The organism is Halomonas sp. MMSF_3323, assembly GCF_030733595.1.
GTDB lineage: Bacteria > Pseudomonadota > Gammaproteobacteria > Pseudomonadales > Halomonadaceae > Halomonas > Halomonas litopenaei.
This window is the reverse complement of the sequence record NZ_JASHIT010000039.1, coordinates 25102-45525: the sequence shown is the minus strand read 5'-3', so window position 1 is coordinate 45525 and position 20424 is coordinate 25102. Positions and strand designations below refer to the sequence as shown.

Below are 20424 nucleotides of genomic sequence, written 5' to 3'. Positions count from 1 at the left end.
TTACCTCCGGCATCCTTGACTTCGAGTCGGGCCAGCTCGACGCTCTTGCCCATCCTGCCGCGCTTGCCACTCTCGCCGCTCTTGCTACTGGGGCGCAGCTCCATGCTACAAGGGGTAGACTACCCTTCGGTACGGGGCGGCCCTGACCGCCTGGAACAGGATAGAAGCTGCCAGATGCCACTGCGACTCCCGCAGCGTCGCTCAGTGCCGAATCGCGCTGTCGACCTTCCCGCCTCCCGCAATAGTGACACCATAGACTCATCATCCATGCACCAGGGGACACCTCCATGAATCTCTACGGCGATACACGCTCGGGAAACTGCTACAAGATCAAGCTGCTGGCATCGCTGCTGGACATTCGCATGGTGTGGATAGGCATCGACATCCTGGCCGGGGACACCCGCGAAGAAGACTTCCTGGGCCGCAACCCCAACGGCAAGATCCCCCTGCTCGAGCTGGATGATGGACGCTTTCTGGCGGAATCCAACGCTATCCTCCACTACCTGGCCAGCGGCAGTGAGTGGCTGCCCGAGGATCGTTACCGCCATGCCAAGGTGCTGCAGTGGCAATACTTCGAACAGTACAGTCATGAGCCCTACATCGCCGTGGCGCGCTTCATCTCGCTCTACCTGGGAATGCCGGAGGACCGGCGGGCCGAATTCGACGCCAAGCAGCAAGGCGGCTACAAGGCGCTCGGCGTCATGGAGCGTCAGCTGGAGGCTACGCCCTTTCTGGTGGGCGAGCACCCCACCATCGCCGACATCTCGCTCTACGCCTACACCCATGTGGCCCACGAAGGCGGCTTCGATCTCGGCGCCTTTCCCGGCATTCGTGCCTGGATCCAACGTATCCAGGCACTGCCAGGCTATGTCGCCCTCGGTGAGGACAGCCTCTCGTCCGAATGAGCAGAAGCCCCCGCTGCGGCCCACGGCGCTAAAGGTGCCGTGACGCCGGGGGCTGTCCAGCACCGCGAACCAGCCGCGGCACCAGCACACCGCAGCAAAGCTCCGCCTCAGAGCCCTGCATCAGAGCCCTGCACCAGAACCCTGCATCAACGCCCTGTAACAGAGCCCTCCTGCAACAGAGCCCCGCCCCAGCGCCCACGCTGCTATCGGCATAACATGCATGCCGGTGACATCAGGTATGCTATGGGGCCCACCCACGAGCCGCCCTGGAGACCCGACCTTGGCCACCGCGCTGCTTCTCAACGTCTTGATCTTTCTCACTGCGGCGGTGCTGGTGGTCCCGATCATCAAACGCCTTGGCCTGGGGGAAGTGCTCGGCTACCTGATCGCCGGCGTGCTGATCGGTCCCTCGGCCCTCGGCCTGGTACCGGACGCCGAAGGGGTACTGCAGTTTTCGCAGGTCGGTATCGTCTTTCTGCTGTTCGTCATCGGCCTGGAGCTGAAACCGGCGCGGCTCAAGCTGATGCGCAAGGCGGTGTTCGGCTTTGGCAGCCTGCAGGTGGCCATCACTACCCTGGTGCTGGGCCTGACCGCCCTGGCACTGGGCCTTCCGCCGGTGGCGGCGGCGGTGGTGGGCTTCAGTCTGGGGCTGTGCTCTACGCCACTGGTACTGCACCTGCTGGGCGAGCGCCAGGAACTCAACAGCCGCCACGGACGCCATGCCTTTGCGCTGCTGCTGTTCCAGGACATGGCGGCCATTCCGGTACTGGCGGTGATTCCGATCCTGGCCGCCGACTCGCTGGTCAGCGGCGGCATGACTGCGGTGCTCAAAGAAGTCGCCATCGCCGTCGCCGCCTTCACCGGTCTGATCTTTGGCGGGCGCAAGCTGCTGCCGCCGCTGTTCCGCCTGGCCGCAGCCACCGACAGCCGCGAAGTGTTCGCCGGCATGTCGTTGCTGGTACTGATCGGTGCCGCCCTGCTGATGGAGCTTGCCGGACTGTCCATGGCACTTGGCGCCTTTATCGCCGGTATCCTGCTGGCCGATTCCGAGTATCGCCACAGCATCGAGGCCGACATCGAACCGTTTCGCGGTCTGCTGCTGGGGCTATTCTTCATGGCGGTGGGCATGACCGCCAAGGTCGGCCTGCTGGCACAGTCCCCTGGGCTGGTGCTGGGGCTGACCGCACTGCTGCTGCTGGCCAAGGGCGCCAGCCTGATGATCGCCGCTCGGGTCTACCGCTGCGGCTGGCGCGAGACCACCACCCTCGGCGTGCTGTTGTCACAGGGCGGAGAATTCGCCTTCGTGCTGTTGACCGCCGCGGGTTCAGCCGCCTTGCTGGCGCAGGACCTCGTGCACGTTCTGGTGCTGGTAGTGTCGCTGTCCATGGCCGCCACCCCGATCCTGTTTCTGGGCCACGAACGGCTGGTGCGGCCATTGTTCAAGAAGCCTCGGCCCAAGCGTGACTTCGATGCCATGGACGATGATTCGCCACGCATCATTCTGGTCGGCTTCGGTCGCTTCGGTCAGATCATGGGGCGTGCGCTTCAAGGGCTCGAGATCCCCTACACCGTCCTCGACATCAATGCCGACCACGTCGACTTCGTGCGTCGCTACGGCAACAAGGTGTACTACGGCGACGCTACCCGACTGGACCTGCTGGATGCCGCCGGCGCGCGTCATGCCCAGGTGCTGGTGGTCGCGGTCGGCGATCCGGATATCTCGATGCGCATCATCCATCGCGCCAGCAAGCGCTTCCCCCACCTCAAGATCTATGCACGTGCCCGAGATCGTCACCATGCCCAGTTGCTGATGCGTGCCAAGGTCGGCTTTATCCTTCGTGAGCTGCTGCCGGCGAGCCTGGAAATGACCCGTGAGGTGCTGATCGGACTCGGTGTGCCCCGCGACCAGGCCCAGCACACCATCGACACCTTCCGCCCCCACGACGAGGAGACCCTGCGGCGTCAGCTCGAGGTCTTCGGCAACGAGAAGAAGCAGATGCAGACCGTGCGGCAGGCGGCCAAGGAGCTCGAGACCCTGTTCGAGGCCGACGAGGACATCCTGACCCGGGTCGAGGAAATCCCCCGGCGCCAAGCCTCGGATGGCGACGACACCAAGCGCTCGGCCAACGAGTCCTGACCTCCGGCCCTTGTGCCAGAACCTCCAGCCCTTGTGCCAGAAGCCGCTTGCACTGCCATTCACCGGCCACGTCGACGGCCAGTCTGCCCAGGCAAGGGCAGAGAACGGACAAGGGCAGCGACAGGTCAGACACAGGGACGACGTCAGCGCCGGGCCGTTTCCCACCAACGGGGCAGCCTCGCCTGCACCTCAGGTCTGGCGAAGCGATCGTCCAGCAATACCAGGGTGCCGGTATCCTGGGGCCCGCGAATGACCCGCCCGGCCGCCTGGACCACCTTGATCAGCCCGGGGATACGATAGGCGTAGTCGTCACCGCGACCGAAGCGTTGCTCGAGGCGTGTCTTCAGCGCCTCCTGGCGGGCATCGCTGGGGGGTAGCCCCAGGGTGGCGACAAAGGCGCCGATCAAACGCTCGCCCGGCAGGTCGACGCCTTCGGCGAAGGCGCCTCCGAGTACCGCGAAGGCGATTCCCTCACCCCCTGGCACAAAATCCTCCAGAAAGGCCTCCCGCTCCGCCTCGCTCATGGCGCGTCGCTGGGCGCGCTGAGGAATGTCGGGATGGGCCTCGGCCAGGGCTTCTCGCACCTGCTCCAGGTAGGCGAAGCTCGAGAAGAACGCCAGATAGTGGCCGGGACGTCGACGGTACTGCTCGCTCATGACGTCGAGTATTCCCGGCAGGGATCGCTTCCGATCGCGGTAGCGGGTAGACAGCTGCGCGCACACCCGCACCTCGAGCTGCTCGGCGACAAAAGGCGACGCGACCTCGGACCATACCGTGTCCTCGGCTAGCCCCAGCAGGTCGATCTGATAGCGTGGTGGCGCCAGGGTCGCGGAAAACAGCACGCTTGCGTGAGCCGCGGCGAAACGGGGCCGCAGGAAGTCGGCGGGCACCTGGTTGACGATGGCCAGTCGTGCCCGCCCGCGCCCGTGACGGGTGAGCTCGCACAGCGAATGATCACCGAAACGCTCCGCCAGCCGAACGAAGGCCAACGCCTCGAACAGGCAGTCGGTCAGCGCCGGCTGGGTGTCCTCCGGATGCTCGCCCAGGTGATCGCCGATGGCACCACAGAATCCCTGAAGGGAGCCGATCAACTCCGCCGGCAAGGCGTCGAGGGCAAACCAGCGTGGCGCTTCGCGACTGCCCGGGTCCTCTCCGCCGTGCTGACGCACCAGTGCCTGCCACTGCTTGATCACCCTGGCCAGAGGCTGGCGCAGCGCCCCCGGCGCCTCCTTTTGCAAACGAGCAAGACGGCGCTGGTCGAGGCTCGCCGAGTACATGCCACGGGCACGCTCGATCAGGTTGTGGGCTTCGTCCACCAGCACACCCAGGCGCCACTGTCGCGCCTGGGCCAAGCCGTGCAACAGCGCGCTCGAGTCGAAATAGTGATTGACGTCGCCGACCACCAGATCGCACCAGCGAGCCATCTCCTGGCCCAGGTAGTAGGGGCAGACGCGATGCTCAAGCGCCACCTGCCTGAGTCCGTCACGATCTAGCCAGCCCTGCTCCACTGCCGCCTGCCTCGCCTCGGGCAGTCGGTCGTAGAAGCCCTCAGCCAGAGGACAGCTATCTCCGTGGCAGGCCAGTTGGGGATGCTCGCAGGCCTTGTCCCGAGCGATCAGCTCCAGCGTGCGCAGCTTGCGCTGTGGGCCAGGGTCGAGCTGCGCCAGTGCCGCCAGCGCCAGCTGTCGGCCGGTGGTCTTCATGGTCAGAAAGGCGGTGCGGTCCAGCGCCTGGCGGGGCATCGCCTTGAGCAGCGGGAACAGGCTCCCCAGCGTCTTGCCGATGCCAGTCGGCGCCTCTATCAGCAGATCCCGGCCAGTGGCGACGGCCTTGTAGGTGGTCTCGGCCATCTCGCGCTGCCCAGGCCTGAACGCAGGGTAGGGAAACGTCAGACGGTCCAGCGCTTCATCTCTCCGCCGGCGATGTGAGGCTTCGGCCAGCGCCCAGGCTCGATAGGCGCGACAGGCCGACTCAAGCTCCTGCCACAGCGTGGCGGCCTCGGCCTCGACGCTCAGGCAAGTCTCGCGACCGCTGACCAGATCCAGATAGACCAGCGCCAGGGTAATCCGCTCGCGCCCCTGCTGGCGGCACCAAAGTGCGCCGTAGGCCCGCACCTGGGCCCAGTGCAACGCGCGCTGATTGTCGGCCATGCGCTCCAGGCGTCCCCGGTGGGTCTTGATCTCTTCGAGTCGCCCACCGTTCTCGGCCACACCGTCGATGCGCCCCTGGACCTTGAGACCCTCGAGGGTGGCGACCACCATCACCTCACTGCGGTAGCCTTCGCCACGTCGGGCCACGACGCGGGCATGCCCCTCTATCCCTTCCCGAGAGCTGGGGGCCGGGGTGAAGCGGTGATCCAGATCACCGCGTCTACCGGTGAACTCGCACAGTTCCCGCACGCCGACGCTGAGAGAGACCGACTCGGCCGTGTCCGAGGTGGCTGTCTCGGCATCGTCAGACGATGAAGATCCCTCAGCCATCGGACCACCTCACGTGGCACACCGACACCGGAATGCCGTGGCACTGGAAGTGCTCAAGCCAACGTCGCTGGTTGTCCTGCAGCCGGTCTCCTGGCGCCTTGACCTCGATCAGACGATAGCGGGGCTGGCCCTTGCCAGCATCGGGAAAGAACTGGATCAGGTCCGGCCAGCCCGATCGGTTGGCCTTGAGATCCTCGAGAAGGCGCTCGAACAGCACCGCCAGGTGTTCAGGCGCAATACAGTGAAGCGCCAGTTCCAGCAAGGCTTCGTCGAGCACTTCCCAGTAGACGAAGGGGTTGGCCAGCCCCTGCTTGTCGCGCCAGCGGGCCCTGATACGCTCGCGGTAGTCGCCGCTCGCCAGCGCCTCCAGGCAGGCATCGAAGCGATCACGCCGCCGCGATACGAAGTCTGGCCGATACAGATCCGCCGGCCCGCGATGGAAGGGATGAAAGAAGGCTCCCGGCAAGGGGGCGAAGATGACGTCCCAGCAGAGCAGCCCGAAGAGCCCGGCGAAGAGGTGATTCTCGACGTAGAAGGCTGGGGCCTCATCCCGGGCCAGGTGATCACGCAGCGCCAGCTCCACCGAGCCACTGGCCGCCAGCGATAGTGGCGGCAAGCTCAGGCTCCAGCTCTGCGGCGGCGCCTGTGCTGCCGGCTTGAGCACCGGCAGACCCAGGCGGCGCTGCAATCGCGGCACCAGCCGGGCAAGCGCCTGGCGCTCGGCGTCGTCCAGCGGTGCCTCGAGCGCCTGGGTCGCCAGCGTCAACGCCTGGTGATGCTCTCCCTCTCGCTCCAGCAGGCGCAGTCGACGCACCCGCGCTTCGCCCGGGCCAGCAAAGGAGAAGATCTCCAGCGCCAGCGCCACCTGCCCCTCTCGCTGGGCCTGCTGGCCCAGACGCAGCAGCAGGCGAGACCGCCGTGCCGCGAGCCAGGGGTTGTCGTCGGGCAGCCTTGGTACTGCCGACCAGATATCAGCCACGGCTTCGCCGTCGTCGAATCGCTCTCGCAGCCGATGCAGGCAGAGATAGGCATCCACCTCCTGACGCTGCTGAAACCCCCGCGACGCGGGATCGAAACTCACCCGTTCATAGCGCATATGGCCAAGCTCGGCCATCACGAAATCGGACCAGCTCTGGCGCAGATTGCCGAAGAACATCAGGCGCAGTCGATCACACACCGACATTACCGAGACCCGCACCAGGGTCTCGTCGGACTCAGGCCACCAGGCGCTCCAGCGCCGCGGCGTGAACTGGCCGTCCAGCGCCTCGCACAGACGTGACTTGGAGACCGAGGTGGGCAGACCGCAAGCGGACACAGTTTCGGCGAAGACCCGTCGAGCCTCGGGCAGGCGCAACTGTGCAAGCAGGTCATCGAGACTCAGCACGGGATCAAGCTCCACCAGCTGCGCCGCCGCCAGTCGGCTCAGCGCCTGCTCGAGATCATCGACCTCGGTGTAGACCAGGCGACTTGTGCGAAACAGCTCACCCTTGCGCGAGACCATGCGGACCAGCAACGCCTGGGCTGCCTCCGGCAGCTCGCCGAAGGCCATGATAAAGCGCTGTTCTGGCTCTGCCAGCAGGTCGGCGTGGCGTGCCATCACCCAGTCGAGCACAAACTGAAAGTGACGCAGATAGTAGAGAGGATCGTCGCGCAGGTCGGCGGGTAGCGTGGGCGACTTGGGATTCATGCAGGCATTTTACCAGTGGTTCGCTGCGCTCCCAAGGAAGTTACCGACGCGCGCCCGGGTATTCGTCAGGCGGCAAACGGCTTTGCTGCTAAGCATTGATGAGCATTATGTGGATAAAGCCATTTCAGCAAAAGCCGAATCTTGCATGCCAGTCTATGCTGGTGACACTGTCGAACAAGGCCATGACCAACGAGCCTGCTGCCGGCCTGCCGCCTGATCGGACTCGGTGAAACACGTCGAGCTCTGTGGAGCTGGTCGATGTCGATGACGGCATCGACAAAGCTCGCCGATACAGCCCGACGATGAAGCGAGGCCAGTGAAGCGACCTATCGGTCAAGCCATGAACACGCTGCAAGTTCCTGCCGGCCAGCGCCGGCGATCTCGTCTCTAGAGGAAGTGATCCATGCCCCAGCAGAAGACCGCCATCATCACCGGCTCCACCAGCGGTATCGGTCTCGGTATCGCCGAAGGCTTCGCCAAGGCGGGCATCAACCTGGTCATCAACGGTATCGAGGCCGCCGCGGACGTGGAGGCCACTCGCGCCAGTCTCGAAAAGCACGGCGTCAAGGTCGTCTATGACAACGCCAACATGATGGACCCCGGCGAGATCAGCGCCATGCACAAGCGGGCCGAGGCAGAATTCGGCAGCGTGGACATCATCGTCAACAACGCCGGTATTCAGCACGTGGCACCGGTGGACGAGTTCCCCGAGGACAAGTGGAACGCGATCATCGCCATCAACATGAATTCCGCTTTTCACCTGACCAAGGCCGCCTTGCCTGGCATGAAGGCACGTGGCTGGGGGCGAGTGATCAACATCGCGTCCGCCCATGCTCTGGTGGCATCGCCTTTCAAGTCGGCCTATGTGGCCGCAAAGCACGGCGTTCTGGGACTGACCAAGACCGTGGCGCTGGAAGTCGCCGAACACGGCATCACCGTCAATGCCATCTGCCCGGGATACGTGCTGACGCCTCTGGTCGAGAAGCAGATTCCCGACACCGCCAAGGCACGCGGTATCTCCGAGGACTCGGTCATTCGCGACGTCTTGCTCGCCAACCAGCCGACCCGCCAATTTGTCACCACCGAACAACTGGCGGCCACGGCGCTGTTCCTGTGTTCGGACGGCGCCGCCTCCATGACGGGAATCGCCCTGCCGGTCGATGGCGGCTGGACAGCACACTGAAGCACCGTTCGACAGGGTAGAGCATGCGGCGAACCTGCCGCCGACGCCGCTGCTGCCGCACTTTTCCCGGCAAGGAAAGACGGCCTCACGGACGACCGCACCAAGATGACAGGAGAGCTTGATGGCCAAGCCACCCAAGAAAATAAGTCTGGCACTTCAGGGTGGAGGCGCTCACGGCGCCTTTACCTGGGGGGTCCTCGACGCCCTGCTCGACGACCCATGCATCGAGATCGAGGCCATTTCCGGCACCTCCGCTGGCGCCATGAACGCTGTCGTTCTGGCCGATGGTCTGGTCCAGGGCGGGCGAGAGGCTGGGCGCGAAAAACTGGAAACGTTCTGGCGTGCCGTGTCCCAGTCGGCGCGCTTCAGCATTCTGCAGCGCACCCCCTGGGATCGTCTTAGCGGAAACTGGAGCCTCGACTACTCGCCGGGCCACGTGTACTTCGACCTGATGACGCGATTCTTCTCGCCGAGCCAGTTCAACCCCATGAAGTACAACCCCCTGCGGGACATCATCGTCGAGCAGGTCGACTTCGACAATGTGTGTGGCTGCGACCAGATGAAGGTCTTCGTGGCCGCGACCAACGCCGAGACCGGGCGCGTCAAGATCTTCGATCGCGCCGAACTCACCCCCGACATGGTGATGGCGTCGGCCTGCCTGCCCTTCCTGTTCGAAGCGGTCGAAGTCGACGGCGTGCCCTACTGGGACGGCGGCTATTCCGGTAACCCTCCGCTGTTTCCCTTCTATCACACCACCGAGTCCCGGGACATTCTGATCGTCCAGGTCAATCCGGTGGAGCGTGAGGGGTCGCCGACCAGCGCCCAGGAGATCCTCAATCGCACCAACGAGATCACCTTCAACGCCAGTCTGCTCAAGGAGTTGAGGGCGCTTGCCTTCGTCAAGCGACTGATCCACGAAGGCCACCTCGACCCCAAGAACTATCGCGACATGCTGGTCCATATCATCGATAGCCAGGACCTGCTGAAACCCCTCGGGGCCTCATCGAAGCTCAACGCCGAGTGGGACTTCCTGTGCCATCTGCGAGATCTCGGCCGCAAACGCGCCCAGGACTGGATCGAGCAACACTACGACGACATCGGCAAGCAGGACAGCGTCGACCTGAGAGCCATGTTCGAGGGCACCCACTGATCGGCAACGGGCCCCGATAGGCGTTATGGCATAGCGGTGCCGGTAAGGTTGCAGACCCGGCACCGACCAAGCTGAGCAAACGGATCAGTCCGACGCGAAATGATGACTCAGCAAGATAAAACAGTCGTATGTTTCAAACGACATAGAGATTGGTAGCGGCAAAAAAATGGCTTGTCTTCCTGCTGCCGCCGATTACGGAAAGGCCGACACGGAATGCGATTACCCCGACCACTATCGTCGCCATGAGGATGCTGGAAAATGAGTTCCACCGCCGTTTCACCCAACATGGAGAAGGGACTCGCCTTCTTCCGTAAGCACAATCCCGCCGCCGCACAAGCGTTGGAGGAAAAGCTCGGTGACTTCGCCCCCGACCTGATGCGCCTGGTCGCCGAATTCCCCTTTGGCGAAATGTACGGTCGTGATGGCCTGGACCCCAAGCTGCGCCAGAGCGCCACGCTCTCGGCACTGGCCTGTGGAGGCCACGAGAATCAGCTACGCATCCATATCGGCATCGCACGCTCACTGGGCTTCACCCGTGACGAGCTGGTCGAACTGTTCATGCAGCTGGCGCCCTATGCCGGCTTCCCGGTCACCATCAATGCGGTGCTGGCCGTCAAAGACATCTACCCCGATACCTGAAGATCACCACGGTGATACACGCCCCACCAAACCCAACGCTGCGCAAGAAGGAATTACGCCATGTTTGAACATCAGAAAAATCCGCCGATGGAACCCGTTGACGAGGTCGATACCACACTGGCCTACATCGACCTTGCGGACGTCAAGCTGCCGGCAGGCGCTGCACCGCTCGAGCAACGTCACCTGCGCTTCCGCCGCGTCGACGTGGCACCAGGTGGCATCGTGCCTTACCACTCCCACGAAAACCGCCCGGCTATCCTGTTCGTGTTCCAGGGCGAGATCGTCGAGTACAACTCCAAGCATGAGCAGCCGCGCGTTCACAAGGCGCCGTCGATCATCGCCGAGTTCAACGAGATCTGGCACTGGTGGAAGAATGAGACAGACGGTGACGTCATCATCTACGCCGCGGACCTGGCCGAGACCGAGAAGTGCGCCGAAGGCGAGTGCTGATCGACAGACCGAAAGCATGCTCGGCGATGTCGTTCGCCCCGCCACAAGGCGGTAATACATCGGTAAAGCAATAATCAACCGATATCAGCAGAAGCCGCGGCCACTCATCGCCGAGTGCCGCGGCTTTTTTATGCCAGAGCGAAGCCGCATGTTATGCAAAAGCGCCGCGTGATTTCCGAAGCGTTAGCGCTGCCTCGCGACCCTGACCTGCCCGCAGGAACCGCAATCTACGCTTGTCGCCAGGTTGGCGTTGCGAGCGCACAGGAAGACGTGCTCCTCATTGCTCCTCGAGTTCTCCTGCCAGCCACTGGAGTTGCTCGGCCACCGGTACCTCTCGACAGTGGCGCCGATTCTGGCCCGCCCACAGCGGAGAAAAGTCACCGCTGCAACGGGACTCGTGGGCCGCGCGCAGCTCGCACAAGGCGCTGGCAGCCAGCGGAAAGTCGGGTACCTCATCCGACAGCGGCCCCAGCTCGCGCATGGCACGATTGACGATCCCGCGGGCGGGCCGACCGGAGAAGACATTGGTGATGTCGGTGGAGGCTTCATCATCCAGCAGCGCCCTTCGGTGGACGGCCCTCACCGAGGCCTCGGGGCAGCACAGCAGTGCGGTACCGATCTGGACCGCCTGGGCTCCCAGGTCCAGTGCCTGCCGGACCCCCTGGGGGTCGCCGATCCCTCCGGTCGCCACCACCGGCAACGAGATAGCCTCGACCACCCGGGGCAGCAATGACGCCAGCGGCAACTGAAGACTCAGGTCGTTACTCAAGAAATGTCCCCGGTGACCGCCTGCTTCAAGGCCCTGGGCGATCACCACGTCGGCGCCATGGGCTTCCAGCCACCGGGCCTCATCCACCGTGGTGGCGGTAGACAGCACCAGCGCTCCGCAGGCCTTCACCCGCTCGACCAGTTGTGCCTCAGGTAGACCGAAATGAAAGCTCACCACTGCGGGACGGTGGCGCTCGACGATGGCACAGGCATCGCTGTCGAACGGCCGTCTGGTAGGCGTGTCACTTGGAGGTGGCGGCGCGATTCCCAACTCTTCATGGTAAGGGGCCAGCAACGCTCGCCACTTCTCCAGTCGACTCGGTTGAGGCTCGGGCGACACATGGCTGAAGAAGTTGACGTTGACCGGGCCTTGTCCTTCCACCGCTGCAAGGGCCTGATCCAGCGCCTCGAGGGCCAGCATGCCGGCAGGCAGGCCTCCCAGGCCTCCGGCTGCGGTGACCGCAAGCGCCAGTGTCTCGTCCTGGGCGCCGGCCATGGGAGCCTGGAGGATGGGCCACTTCAGCCGCAATCGAGAGAGCGCGGTCATGGTTGAATCTCCTTGTGTGGAGCGGCGTCGGCTCTCGGTGACGAGGAGCCGCGCGCCTGCAATTCCAGGATATCGCCACGGATGGCAATGTCGAAGCGTCCGAGAAAGCTCATGCCCAGCAGCGCCGTCTCACCTTCCATGCCCGGGCTGATGGAGCCATCGACCCGAGTCGCCGACAGGCCGCCCAGGGTAACGCTGTCGAGGCGTGTCAGGGTGCCTTGTGCACGACCATTGGCGGTATGAAACCAGGCGCTGCCGAGGTCCGGCAACGACAGTCTTGCCGCCAGATCTCCCGGCAGAGCGACACGGGTAGCGCCGGTGTCGACAAGGAAGGTCACCGGCGTGCCATTGATACTGCCGGGCGCAACGAAGTGTCCGCCAGGCCCGCGCTTGAGCCTCAACGGCTCGCCCTCGGCCACCTGATTCAGGTTGGCATTGGGGTTCAGGCGCTGCTCCAGCCAGGACGTCGCCCACCAGCCACCGAGCCCCATGAACAGCACCCAGAACAACAGCATCATGGCGAGCCCGGGGCCACGTGTCCCCTGTCGCTGGGTCATCGGTTTCTCCTCACGGGCGGTTTCGTCCTCCTCGCGCCGGGACGACGAAGGCAGCATGGCGAAGGCGCCAGGTGAACGCTGTACTGGTGTCTGTACGCGGCATCGTCCGCGCCGACCACCACCAGGGAAGGTTCATGATGACAGTTTATGCGTCCGCTCTCCATGACCGGCGCCAGCCTGGCGCCGCCGTCGCCCTTGGCCTCCTCGTCGCCTCGATCTGGCTTATCGCCTCGCCGGCACTGGCCAGCGCCGACAACGATGACGAGGCGGCCTCCACCGGCCTGGACAATGTCACCAAACAGGTCTTCGAGATGCCAAGCTACATCACCGTCGGCGGTGACACCATCGCCCCGGTCAGAGTCGGCTGGGAGGCCTATGGCGAGCTTAACGAGGCAGGCGATAACGCCATCCTGATCACCCACTTCTTCTCCGGCACCAGTCACGCCGCCGGCCGCTATGACGGTGAAGAGACCCCGGGCTACTGGGATGCCATCATCGGCCCCGGCAAGCCGCTCGACACCGACCGCTATTACGTCGTGTCGTCGGACACCCTGGTCAACCTCAACGCCGGCGACCCCAGAGTCACCACCACCGGCCCTGCCAGTCACAACCCCGACACCGGCGAGCCCTGGGGCACAGACTTCCCGTTGGTGGCCATTCGCGACTTCGTCAATGTGCAGAAGGCCTTGCTGGATGATCTCGGTATCCAGCGCTTGCACGCGGTGATGGGTGCCTCCATGGGGGCGCTGCAGGCTTACGAGTGGGCCAGCGCCTATCCCGAGCGGGTCGAACGCCTGATTCCGGTGATCGGTGCGGGCGTGGCCGATCCCTGGCTGATCGCCAGCCTGGACGCCTGGGCCGCCCCCATCACGCTGGACCCCAACTGGCGCGGCGGTGACTACTACGCACAGACGCCGCCGCTCGACGGTCTGCGCGAGTCATTGAAGCTGATCACCCTGCAGGCCAACCACTGGCGCTGGGCGGACGCCACCTTCGACCGCGACTGGGCCGACGCCGACACCTCACCGATGAGCTCACTGGAAGCCCAGTACGAGGTCGAGGCGACCCTGGACAGCGTCGCCGAACAGCGGGCTGCCACCGCCGACGCCAATCACCTGCTGTACCTGGTCAAGGCCAACCAGGCCTTCATGACCGGCCATGGCGACAGCCTGGAGGCGGGTCTGGCCGCCATCGAGGCCCCGACCCTGATGCTCTACAGCGAAGACGACCTGGTGTTCTCGCCCCAGAAGGTTCGCGAGACCGCCGCACTGATCGAGGCCGACGGCACTCCGGTGACCCTCGAGGCCCTGGAGGGTGACCGCGGCCACATCGACGGTGTGGTGAACATCCAGCAGGCCGAAAAACAGTTGCGTGACTTCCTCGAGGCACCGATTCCCTGAACGCTCGCCGTCGCCGACCAGGCACCGGGGCCTGATTGGCGGCCCTGGCGCCTTTCCAGCACCGGCGCGATGGCCTCGATCACGCATCTCCGCCAAGGCTGGACCTGTCGGGCTCGGCGTGCTGGGATAACGCCTAGACCGCCCCACGCCAACTGGCACCATCACAACGGGTGCTGTTGCAACGACAATGAACACAAGGAGTTCGACAGTGAGCGACGACGCCACCCTCAAGGTCAGCGAGCTGGACGCCGGCCTGATCTATCGACTGTTCTCCGGAGCCATCGCTCCGCGTCCCATCGCCTGGGTGTCGACCCTGAGCGAGAGCGGTCACGCCAATCTGGCGCCCTTCTCGTTTTTCAATGTGGCCAGCGTCGATCCCCCCGTGCTGGCGTTTTCTCCATTGCTCAACGGCGAAGGCGCCACCAAGGACACCATCGCCAACCTCAAGCAGGTCGGCGAGTGCATCGTGCATATCGGTGGTGAGGCGCTGGCCGAGGCGCTCAACGCCACCAGCGCAAGCCTGCCGCCCGAGGGAGACGAGTTCGACCATGCCGGGTTGACCAAGGCCAGCCTGGGAGACCTGCGGGTACCGCGTATTCAGGAGGCACCGGTTGCCTTCGGCTGTCGCCTTCACGATATCCTGCACTTCGGCGACCGTCCGCTGTCAGGCAACCTGGTACTGGCCGAGGTGACCGTCATCCACGCCGATCCCCGGGTGTGGAACGGTCGACACGTCAGCTGCGACGCCCTGGCCCCGATCGGGCGCATGGCCGGCAGCGACTACGCACGCTGCACCGACCTGTTCTCACTGGAACGTCCGAAGTAACGAACCCTGGGGCGCCCCGGCAACCCCTGACGGCGCCTGCAACGGCCCAATGCAGCTCTCGATGAAGCTCGGGTCGCCCGGGTCGTTGCTCAAGCCGCAAGCAGCGAACGCGTCACCAGGTAGCCGCCCATGGCCAGCAGGCCAAGCAGAAACACCTGGCGAAAGCGCGCCTCGGATAGCCGGCGTCTGAGCCAGGCGCCCCACCACATGCCAAGACTCGCCGGCAGCAGCGCCAGGCTCGACGCCAGCAGCAGGTCGGTGGAGAGCAAGTCCCTCTCGCCGAGTGCCAGCGCCAGGCTCAGGGTCGACAGGCTGAACAACAGCCCCATGGCCTGAACCAGGGCGTCCCGTGACAGACCGATGGCCTGCAGAAAGGGCACCCCGGGGAAGACGCTGGAGCCTGTCAGCCCGGTCAGGACGCCATTCATCGCGCCGACGGCGCCGGCCTGGACCGGGCTTCCCGAGAAGCGCAGCCGTCGCCCGCTCAGATTCATCAGTGCGTAGAGCATCAGCAACAGCCCCAGCAGCAACGACAGCCAGTGAGCCTCGACGCTGGCCAGCACCCATACCCCCGGCCAGACCGCCAGCACCGCCGCCAACAGAAACAACCAGAGCCGACGGCATAGCGCCAGCAGATGCCCTCCCACCAGGGCCTGCCAGACGTTGGTGACCACCGTGGGCACCAGCATCAGCGCCATGGCCAGAGGCAGCCCCAGGGTCGCGGTCAACAGCGCCAGCAGTACCGTGGGCATGCCCATGCCGAGCACTCCCTTGACCAGTCCTGCCAGGACGAAGATGGCCGACAGCAGGATCAGGGTATCGGGTGCGAACAGCGCGTCCGGCAGCATTCAAACGTCCTCGGAGCGGGTCTCTCGGCCAAGGTCCTCGATAGCGTTCCCTCGGCCCAGGTGGTTCAGTGCGTATCGTCCAGCCTGGCTTCCCACTCCCCTGCCACCCGCTGGCCGCGGCGCTGATTGACGCCAGCGCAGATCACGATGGCGATGATGAAGAAGGCAGCGCACAACAGGATCGAAGCCTTGAGCCCCACCGCCGCCTGCAGCAGTCCCAGGCCGACGATACCGATGACCCCCGCCAGCTTGTTGGCCAACCCCCAGAACCCGAAGAACTCGGCCGCCTTCTGGCGGGGCGAGAACAGGCCTACCAGGACCCGGCTGGCCGACTGGCTGGAGCCGAGGCTGAGGCCCGCCAGGCAGCCGACCACCAGAAACAGTTGCTCGGCCTGCCAGTCGAGTCCCCAGGTAGCGTTTAGCCAGGCGGTGACCTCGGGGGTGGCCCAGATGGCCAGGATCGCCAGCACCCACAGCACCAGAGTCATCAGATAGGTCACCAGGGTACCGATGCGGTCCTGGATAAAGCCAAATCCGAGTGCCCCTGCCGCGGCGGTGATCTGGACGATGATGAACATCAGGTTGCGGGTGCTTTCCTGCCAGCCGATGACCTGGGCGCCATAGATGAAGGCGAAGGCGATGATGATGTAGACGCCAGCCATGGAGAACAGCACCGAGGTCAGAAACAGACCCAGGTCACGGAACCGACGCAGCTCGTGCAAGGTGGTCGATACCCGCTGCCAGGCGATGCGGGCGAAGGGCTGGCGATGGGGCTGTGGTTCGGCGCGCTCCTTGAGCCAGACGAAGGTTGGTATCGCCGCCAACAGGAAGAATCCCGCGGCGAAGGGCCCGACCCAACGGATCCGCTCGAAGTTATCCGCGGTGGCCTCGCCCAGTATGGCCAGGGTGAAGCCCGCCGCCACCAGTCCGCCGACGTAGCCCAGCGCCCAGCCGAAGCCGGAGATGGCGCCGAGCTTCTCTGGCGGCCCAAGCCCCGGAAGAAAGGCCGCGATAAAGGACTCGCCCATGGAGTAGGCGTAGTTGGACAGGATGATCAACACGAAGCCCAGCGCCACGTAGCCCGGCTCGACGAAGTAAAGCATGGCGGTGGTGGCGATGGTGGCCAGATAGCTGGCAAACAGGAAGCGCTTCTTTTCGGCGCGGTAGTCCATCACCGCACCGCACAGCGGACCGGTCACCACCACCAGCAGAAAGCTCAGCGCCAGCGCCAGGCTCCACAGCAGGTTGGCCAGGCGAAAGTCGTCGCCTCGGTCGCCGACGATCACCGTGGTGAAGAGTTCACCGAACACCACGGTGATGATCAGCAGGGTGTAGGCCTGATTGGCGAAGTCGAACATCGCCCAGCCGAAAATCTCGCGCCGGCTCGCCCTGTCGCCGCCCCTTGGAGTCGTCATGCTCACGCTCATGCTGCCGTCCCGTTGGCAAAGGAGTCCAAGATAGCAGCCCGACTCGCCCCAGCGCCACGTCACGCCGAGCCCGGCAGACCCTTGGGACGACCACTGACACCAATAACGAAGTGATACAGTGTGGGCTTCAGACTTTCGACCCAGCGAGCCTCATGACTCCCATCGACTACCTGGCATCCAGCGCGGCCCAGGCCTGGCACCAACGACTGGCTGGCCTGATTCAGGGTGCCGATCGCAGCGACCTTCCGCGACAGCTGGAGCAGGCACTCGCCGAGCTGGTGCCCATGGACACCCTGATCCTGCATGCCTACCAGGGCCGAGGCCGTCCGCGAGTGGTCCATGACAACTATCCCCCCGAACGCCGCCAGCGCGACATCGACCCTTATCTGAGTCGCGTCTACCTGCTCGACCCGATGTTCCAGGCCATCGAGTCTGGTCAGGATAGCGGAACCCATCGACTGCGCGATCTGGCGCCGGACCGTTTCGAGAGCAGCGAGTACTACCACCACTACTATCGCGGCCTAGGACTCAAGGATGAGATCGGACTCTTCGCACGGGTCAGCGACGACACCGTGATGGTGCTGTCTCTCGGCTTCCGTACCCAGTCGCCACCGCTGACTCGGCGCACCGTACAGGCGCTACGCCACCTGACGCCCATCGTCGAAGCCCTGCTTCAGCGGTTCTGGAGCTGGCAACGCAGTGCCTTCGAACCGCAACACCAGGAGGTCGAGCCCGTCGACGCCGCCTTCTCGAGTTTTGGCCAGGGTGTGCTCACCCGCCGCGAGCAGGATATCGTGCGCCTGCTGCTCGCGGGCCACTCGGCCAAGTCGGCGGCGCGAGAGCTCGGCATCAGCGACGGCACCGTCAAGGTCCACCGCAAGCACGTCTATCAGCGCCTGCAGGTCACGAGTCAGGCCGAGCTGTTTCGCGCCTTTCTCGATCACGTAGCGCTGATCTCCCGCCAGCAGCGTGACTGACGCACCCGCTCAGAAGCGGTAGGAGAGATACAACCGCCCCTCCCAGATATCCAGGTCATCATGGCCGATGCTGAGATAGCCGGCGCTGGCCTCGAGCAGGGTGGCCTCGCCGACAAACCAGCGGGCGCCAGTGCGCAGGGTACCCGTCAGGTCAGAAGGGTCCTCCCACTCCAGATCCTCGTTGAGGTAGCGCCCGTCGTTGGGCTGCTCGAAGGCCCAGTCCACCCCCAGTTCGGCGTAGGGCATGATCAGACCCGCGTGGTCAGTGTGGTAGATACGGCTAAGCTCACCACTGACCGACGCGACGCCAGTGCTGTAGGAGTCGCCGGGCACTTCCACCTCCACCGGTATCCCCAGGATCTTGCCGTCCAGGTCATAGTCGTCGCTGCGCTCACGGGAGTAGAACAGCGAGACGGTGGGACGCAACAGGGCCTCCCCCCAGCGGTACTGACCGTGGGCATTGAGCGCGCCGCCGAAGCTACGGGTGTCGAAGCTGCCTTCCAGGGTCGCCAGTTCGGTGTCATTGTCACCCCAGCGCCAGATCAGTGATGCGTCCAACGCCCAGCGCTCGGACAGTCGATAGGCGACATAGGGCGAGATGCTGAAGCCATCGCTGTCGCTGTCCCAGGCGCCGCCAAAGTTGTCAGAGCGGCTCGAGTCGACGCTGAAACTGACCCCCGCCACCGTCTGCTCCGACACCCAGCGGTCGACACCCACCGCCACTACCTGGGCCTCGCCATCCAGATCCTGGCCATCACGGTCATCGGAGATATCGGTATAACGAGCATCCACCCAGGTGTTCCAGGGAGAGACCGGCTCTCCCTGACGCCCTGCGGTGATCGGCACCTGTTCCATCACGGTGGCCTCCAGCGCGTTCCGGGTTCTTGCCTGGGCGTGCTGGCGCAGCAGGTTCTCGGGGCAGGTCACCACCGGCAGGGTACCGTCGGCCAGCGGTGCGCCCCCGAGCCTGGGGTCGTGACGAGGGTCGATGCAGAGGTTAGCCGGCAGCGGCACCCGCCCGGCATACCACTCGGCCGCGTCGACACGGCCAACGATCTGGCCCTGGGGCATCGATGGCACAGAAGGTGTCAGACCCGACGGCGGACGCTGTTCAGGCGGTACGACGCCGATGGGAGGTGTCACCCCGGAAGGTGGCCTGACATCCGGAGGCACGACACCGATGGGGGGCGCTACCTCGCCCGGCCGCGCAACGTTCGGAGGAAGGCTCCATTGCCCCAGGGTGGGCCGCCCCGGCGTCACCCCCACCGGCGGACGCTCGGGGGCGGGCACCGTACCTATCGGCGGCGTTACGCCGGTCGGCGGTCTGAAGTCCGGTGGCACCGTACCTACCGGCGGCGTTACCCCGGTCGGCGGCCGGAAGCCCGGAGGCACCGTACCTATCGGCGGCGTTACCCCGGTCGGCGGTCGCTCGATTGGTGGGAAAGCCGGAGGCACCGTACCTATCGGCGGCGTTACCCCGGTCGGCGGTCTGAAGTCCGGTGGCACCGTACCTACCGGCGGCGTCACCCCGGTGGGTGGTCGGAAGTCCGGTGGCACCGTGCCTACCGGCGGCGTTACCCCGGTCGGCGGTCTGAAGTCCGGTGGCACCGTGCCCACCGGCGGCGTCACCCCGGTGGGTGGTCGGACGATTGGTGGGAAAGCGGGTGGCACCGTACCTATCGGCGGCGTCACCCCGGTCGGCGGTCGCTCGATTGGTGGGAAAGCGGGTGGCACCGTGCCTACCGGCGGCGTCACCCCGGTCGGCGGTCTGAAGCCCGGAGGCACCGTGCCTATCGGCGGCGTCACCCCGGTCGGCGGTCGGAAGCCTGGCGGCACCGTCCCTATCGGTGGCGTCACACCGGTCGGGGGTCGGAAGCCTGGAGGCACCGTAGCTATCGGCGGCGTCACCCCGCCAGGGCGGGAAAAATCAGGAAAGATCTTGCCGATGGGAGGGGTAATGCCCGGACGCTCCGGCATCGGGATCTGCCCGGCCGGCGGCAATGTGAAGCCACCCTTCTGGTTCTGGGTATCCAGCAGACAATCCTTGTTGCCCCCCAGATCCAGAAGCTTGTGCACACCACCGTTGCCGTTGGATACCACTGGCGACAGGGTCAGGTGCAGGCCTCCGGCATTGCGCGTCCACTCATCGACGCTCTGCTTTCCCTGCGCCGCCTCCAACCCGAAGTCACCCGGCGAGGTCCCCGACAACCACACCGAGCGCGAACCATCGTTGGTGACACCGACAAAAGCCAGCCCTCCCGAGGCACCACAGTTGGCGGCGATAGCGGGTAACGGGGCCGACATCAGAAAGGCGACAAGGGTGCCCAGGGCACGACGAGTAAAGGGTGGTGCTGGCAACATGGCAAAGTATCCGGACTGACCATTCAGCATCCGCCGCGCCAGAATCTGGGCCACCTCTTCCGGCACCTGCGGATCATTACGG

16 protein-coding genes are annotated in these 20424 nt (G+C 65.0%); 9 read left to right on the top strand and 7 right to left on the bottom strand.

The window, feature by feature from the left end; translation table 11 throughout:
* Nucleotides 1–287 precede the first annotated feature (287 nt).
* Both RBB39_RS18015 and RBB39_RS18010 read left to right on the top strand, forming a co-directional pair.
* Nucleotides 288–905, top strand: a complete 618-nt coding sequence (locus RBB39_RS18015) for a glutathione S-transferase family protein (protein ID WP_045991233.1) — start codon at nucleotides 288–290, stop codon at nucleotides 903–905.
* A gap of 280 nt (nucleotides 906–1185) precedes the next feature.
* A complete protein-coding gene (locus tag RBB39_RS18010) occupies nucleotides 1186–3042 on the top strand; it encodes a monovalent cation:proton antiporter-2 (CPA2) family protein (protein ID WP_253029365.1) in 1857 nt (618 codons plus the stop codon).
* A gap of 143 nt (nucleotides 3043–3185) precedes the next feature.
* Here RBB39_RS18010 and RBB39_RS18005 read toward each other — a convergent pair whose 3' ends face one another.
* Nucleotides 3186–5522, bottom strand: coding sequence for an ATP-dependent DNA helicase (locus tag RBB39_RS18005; RefSeq protein WP_306169247.1), 2337 nt, complete (start codon nucleotides 5520–5522; stop codon nucleotides 3186–3188).
* Nucleotides 5515–7209: a VRR-NUC domain-containing protein gene (locus tag RBB39_RS18000; RefSeq protein WP_222516094.1), complete on the bottom strand. Its 1695-nt coding sequence runs from the start codon at nucleotides 7207–7209 to the stop codon at nucleotides 5515–5517. The genes RBB39_RS18005 and RBB39_RS18000 overlap by 8 nt, the downstream gene beginning before the upstream one ends.
* A gap of 403 nt (nucleotides 7210–7612) precedes the next feature.
* Between RBB39_RS18000 and RBB39_RS17995 the strand changes: the two genes are divergently transcribed.
* The 4 genes from RBB39_RS17995 (at nucleotide 7613) to RBB39_RS17980 (ending at nucleotide 10631) form a co-directional block, all read left to right on the top strand.
* Nucleotides 7613–8392: a 3-hydroxybutyrate dehydrogenase gene (locus RBB39_RS17995; protein ID WP_045991236.1), complete on the top strand. Its 780-nt coding sequence runs from the start codon at nucleotides 7613–7615 to the stop codon at nucleotides 8390–8392.
* A gap of 121 nt (nucleotides 8393–8513) precedes the next feature.
* Entirely contained in the window at nucleotides 8514–9542 is a 1029-nt protein-coding gene (locus RBB39_RS17990) for a patatin-like phospholipase family protein (protein WP_045991237.1), read from the top strand.
* Nucleotides 9543–9800: 258 nt separating this feature from the next.
* Nucleotides 9801–10181, top strand: coding sequence for a carboxymuconolactone decarboxylase family protein (locus tag RBB39_RS17985; protein WP_052704215.1), 381 nt, complete (start codon nucleotides 9801–9803; stop codon nucleotides 10179–10181).
* A gap of 60 nt (nucleotides 10182–10241) precedes the next feature.
* Nucleotides 10242–10631, top strand: coding sequence for a cupin domain-containing protein (locus RBB39_RS17980; protein WP_052704216.1), 390 nt, complete (start codon nucleotides 10242–10244; stop codon nucleotides 10629–10631).
* Nucleotides 10632–10908: 277 nt separating this feature from the next.
* Here the strand turns inward: RBB39_RS17980 and RBB39_RS17975 are convergent, their stop codons facing one another.
* Both RBB39_RS17975 and RBB39_RS17970 read right to left on the bottom strand, forming a co-directional pair.
* A complete protein-coding gene (locus tag RBB39_RS17975) occupies nucleotides 10909–11946 on the bottom strand; it encodes a nitronate monooxygenase family protein (protein WP_306169246.1) in 1038 nt (345 codons plus the stop codon).
* Entirely contained in the window at nucleotides 11943–12503 is a 561-nt protein-coding gene (locus RBB39_RS17970) for a TIGR02281 family clan AA aspartic protease (RefSeq protein WP_108132253.1), read from the bottom strand. The genes RBB39_RS17975 and RBB39_RS17970 overlap by 4 nt, the downstream gene beginning before the upstream one ends.
* A 134-nt stretch (nucleotides 12504–12637) precedes the next feature.
* On the opposite strand from RBB39_RS17970, the gene RBB39_RS17965 reads away from it, so the two are divergent.
* Together RBB39_RS17965 and RBB39_RS17960 are read left to right on the top strand one after the other, a co-directional pair.
* Nucleotides 12638–13903: a homoserine O-acetyltransferase gene (locus tag RBB39_RS17965; protein ID WP_306169245.1), complete on the top strand. Its 1266-nt coding sequence runs from the start codon at nucleotides 12638–12640 to the stop codon at nucleotides 13901–13903.
* A 208-nt stretch (nucleotides 13904–14111) separates the two neighbouring features.
* Nucleotides 14112–14729 carry a flavin reductase family protein gene (locus RBB39_RS17960; RefSeq protein ID WP_231498596.1) on the top strand — a complete coding sequence of 206 codons (618 nt, stop codon included), beginning with the start codon at nucleotides 14112–14114 and terminating at the stop codon, nucleotides 14727–14729.
* Nucleotides 14730–14818: 89 nt separating this feature from the next.
* Here the strand turns inward: RBB39_RS17960 and RBB39_RS17955 are convergent, their stop codons facing one another.
* Both RBB39_RS17955 and RBB39_RS17950 read right to left on the bottom strand, forming a co-directional pair.
* A complete protein-coding gene (locus RBB39_RS17955) occupies nucleotides 14819–15577 on the bottom strand; it encodes a sulfite exporter TauE/SafE family protein (protein ID WP_045991241.1) in 759 nt (252 codons plus the stop codon).
* 65 nt (nucleotides 15578–15642) lie between these two features.
* A complete protein-coding gene (locus RBB39_RS17950) occupies nucleotides 15643–16992 on the bottom strand; it encodes an MFS transporter (protein WP_231498595.1) in 1350 nt (449 codons plus the stop codon).
* Nucleotides 16993–17156: 164 nt separating this feature from the next.
* Here RBB39_RS17950 and RBB39_RS17945 point away from each other — a divergent pair, with 164 nt between their 5' ends.
* Entirely contained in the window at nucleotides 17157–17981 is an 825-nt protein-coding gene (locus RBB39_RS17945; protein ID WP_306169244.1) for a helix-turn-helix transcriptional regulator, read from the top strand.
* 9 nt (nucleotides 17982–17990) lie between these two features.
* Here RBB39_RS17945 and RBB39_RS17940 read toward each other — a convergent pair whose 3' ends face one another.
* Entirely contained in the window at nucleotides 17991–20396 is a 2406-nt protein-coding gene (locus RBB39_RS17940) for an autotransporter outer membrane beta-barrel domain-containing protein (protein ID WP_306169243.1), read from the bottom strand.
* Between the last annotated feature and the right edge of the window lie 28 nt (nucleotides 20397–20424).

Excerpts from the sequence above, each read along its gene's own strand:
- RBB39_RS18015 (WP_045991233.1), top strand. The coding sequence starts at position 288 with ATGAATCTCTACGGCGATACACGCTCGGGAAACTGCTACAAGATCAAG.
- RBB39_RS18005 (WP_306169247.1), bottom strand. The coding sequence starts at position 5,522 with ATGGCTGAGGGATCTTCATCGTCTGACGATGCCGAGACAGCCACCTCG.
- RBB39_RS18000 (WP_222516094.1), bottom strand. The coding sequence starts at position 7,209 with ATGAATCCCAAGTCGCCCACGCTACCCGCCGACCTGCGCGACGATCCT.
- RBB39_RS17995 (WP_045991236.1), top strand. The coding sequence starts at position 7,613 with ATGCCCCAGCAGAAGACCGCCATCATCACCGGCTCCACCAGCGGTATC.
- RBB39_RS17990 (WP_045991237.1), top strand. The coding sequence starts at position 8,514 with ATGGCCAAGCCACCCAAGAAAATAAGTCTGGCACTTCAGGGTGGAGGC.
- RBB39_RS17985 (WP_052704215.1), top strand. The coding sequence starts at position 9,801 with ATGAGTTCCACCGCCGTTTCACCCAACATGGAGAAGGGACTCGCCTTC.
- RBB39_RS17980 (WP_052704216.1), top strand. The coding sequence starts at position 10,242 with ATGTTTGAACATCAGAAAAATCCGCCGATGGAACCCGTTGACGAGGTC.
- RBB39_RS17975 (WP_306169246.1), bottom strand. The coding sequence starts at position 11,946 with ATGACCGCGCTCTCTCGATTGCGGCTGAAGTGGCCCATCCTCCAGGCT.
- RBB39_RS17970 (WP_108132253.1), bottom strand. The coding sequence starts at position 12,503 with ATGACCCAGCGACAGGGGACACGTGGCCCCGGGCTCGCCATGATGCTG.
- RBB39_RS17965 (WP_306169245.1), top strand. The coding sequence starts at position 12,638 with ATGATGACAGTTTATGCGTCCGCTCTCCATGACCGGCGCCAGCCTGGC.
- RBB39_RS17955 (WP_045991241.1), bottom strand. The coding sequence starts at position 15,577 with ATGCTGCCGGACGCGCTGTTCGCACCCGATACCCTGATCCTGCTGTCG.
- RBB39_RS17950 (WP_231498595.1), bottom strand. The coding sequence starts at position 16,992 with ATGACGACTCCAAGGGGCGGCGACAGGGCGAGCCGGCGCGAGATTTTC.
- RBB39_RS17945 (WP_306169244.1), top strand. The coding sequence starts at position 17,157 with ATGACTCCCATCGACTACCTGGCATCCAGCGCGGCCCAGGCCTGGCAC.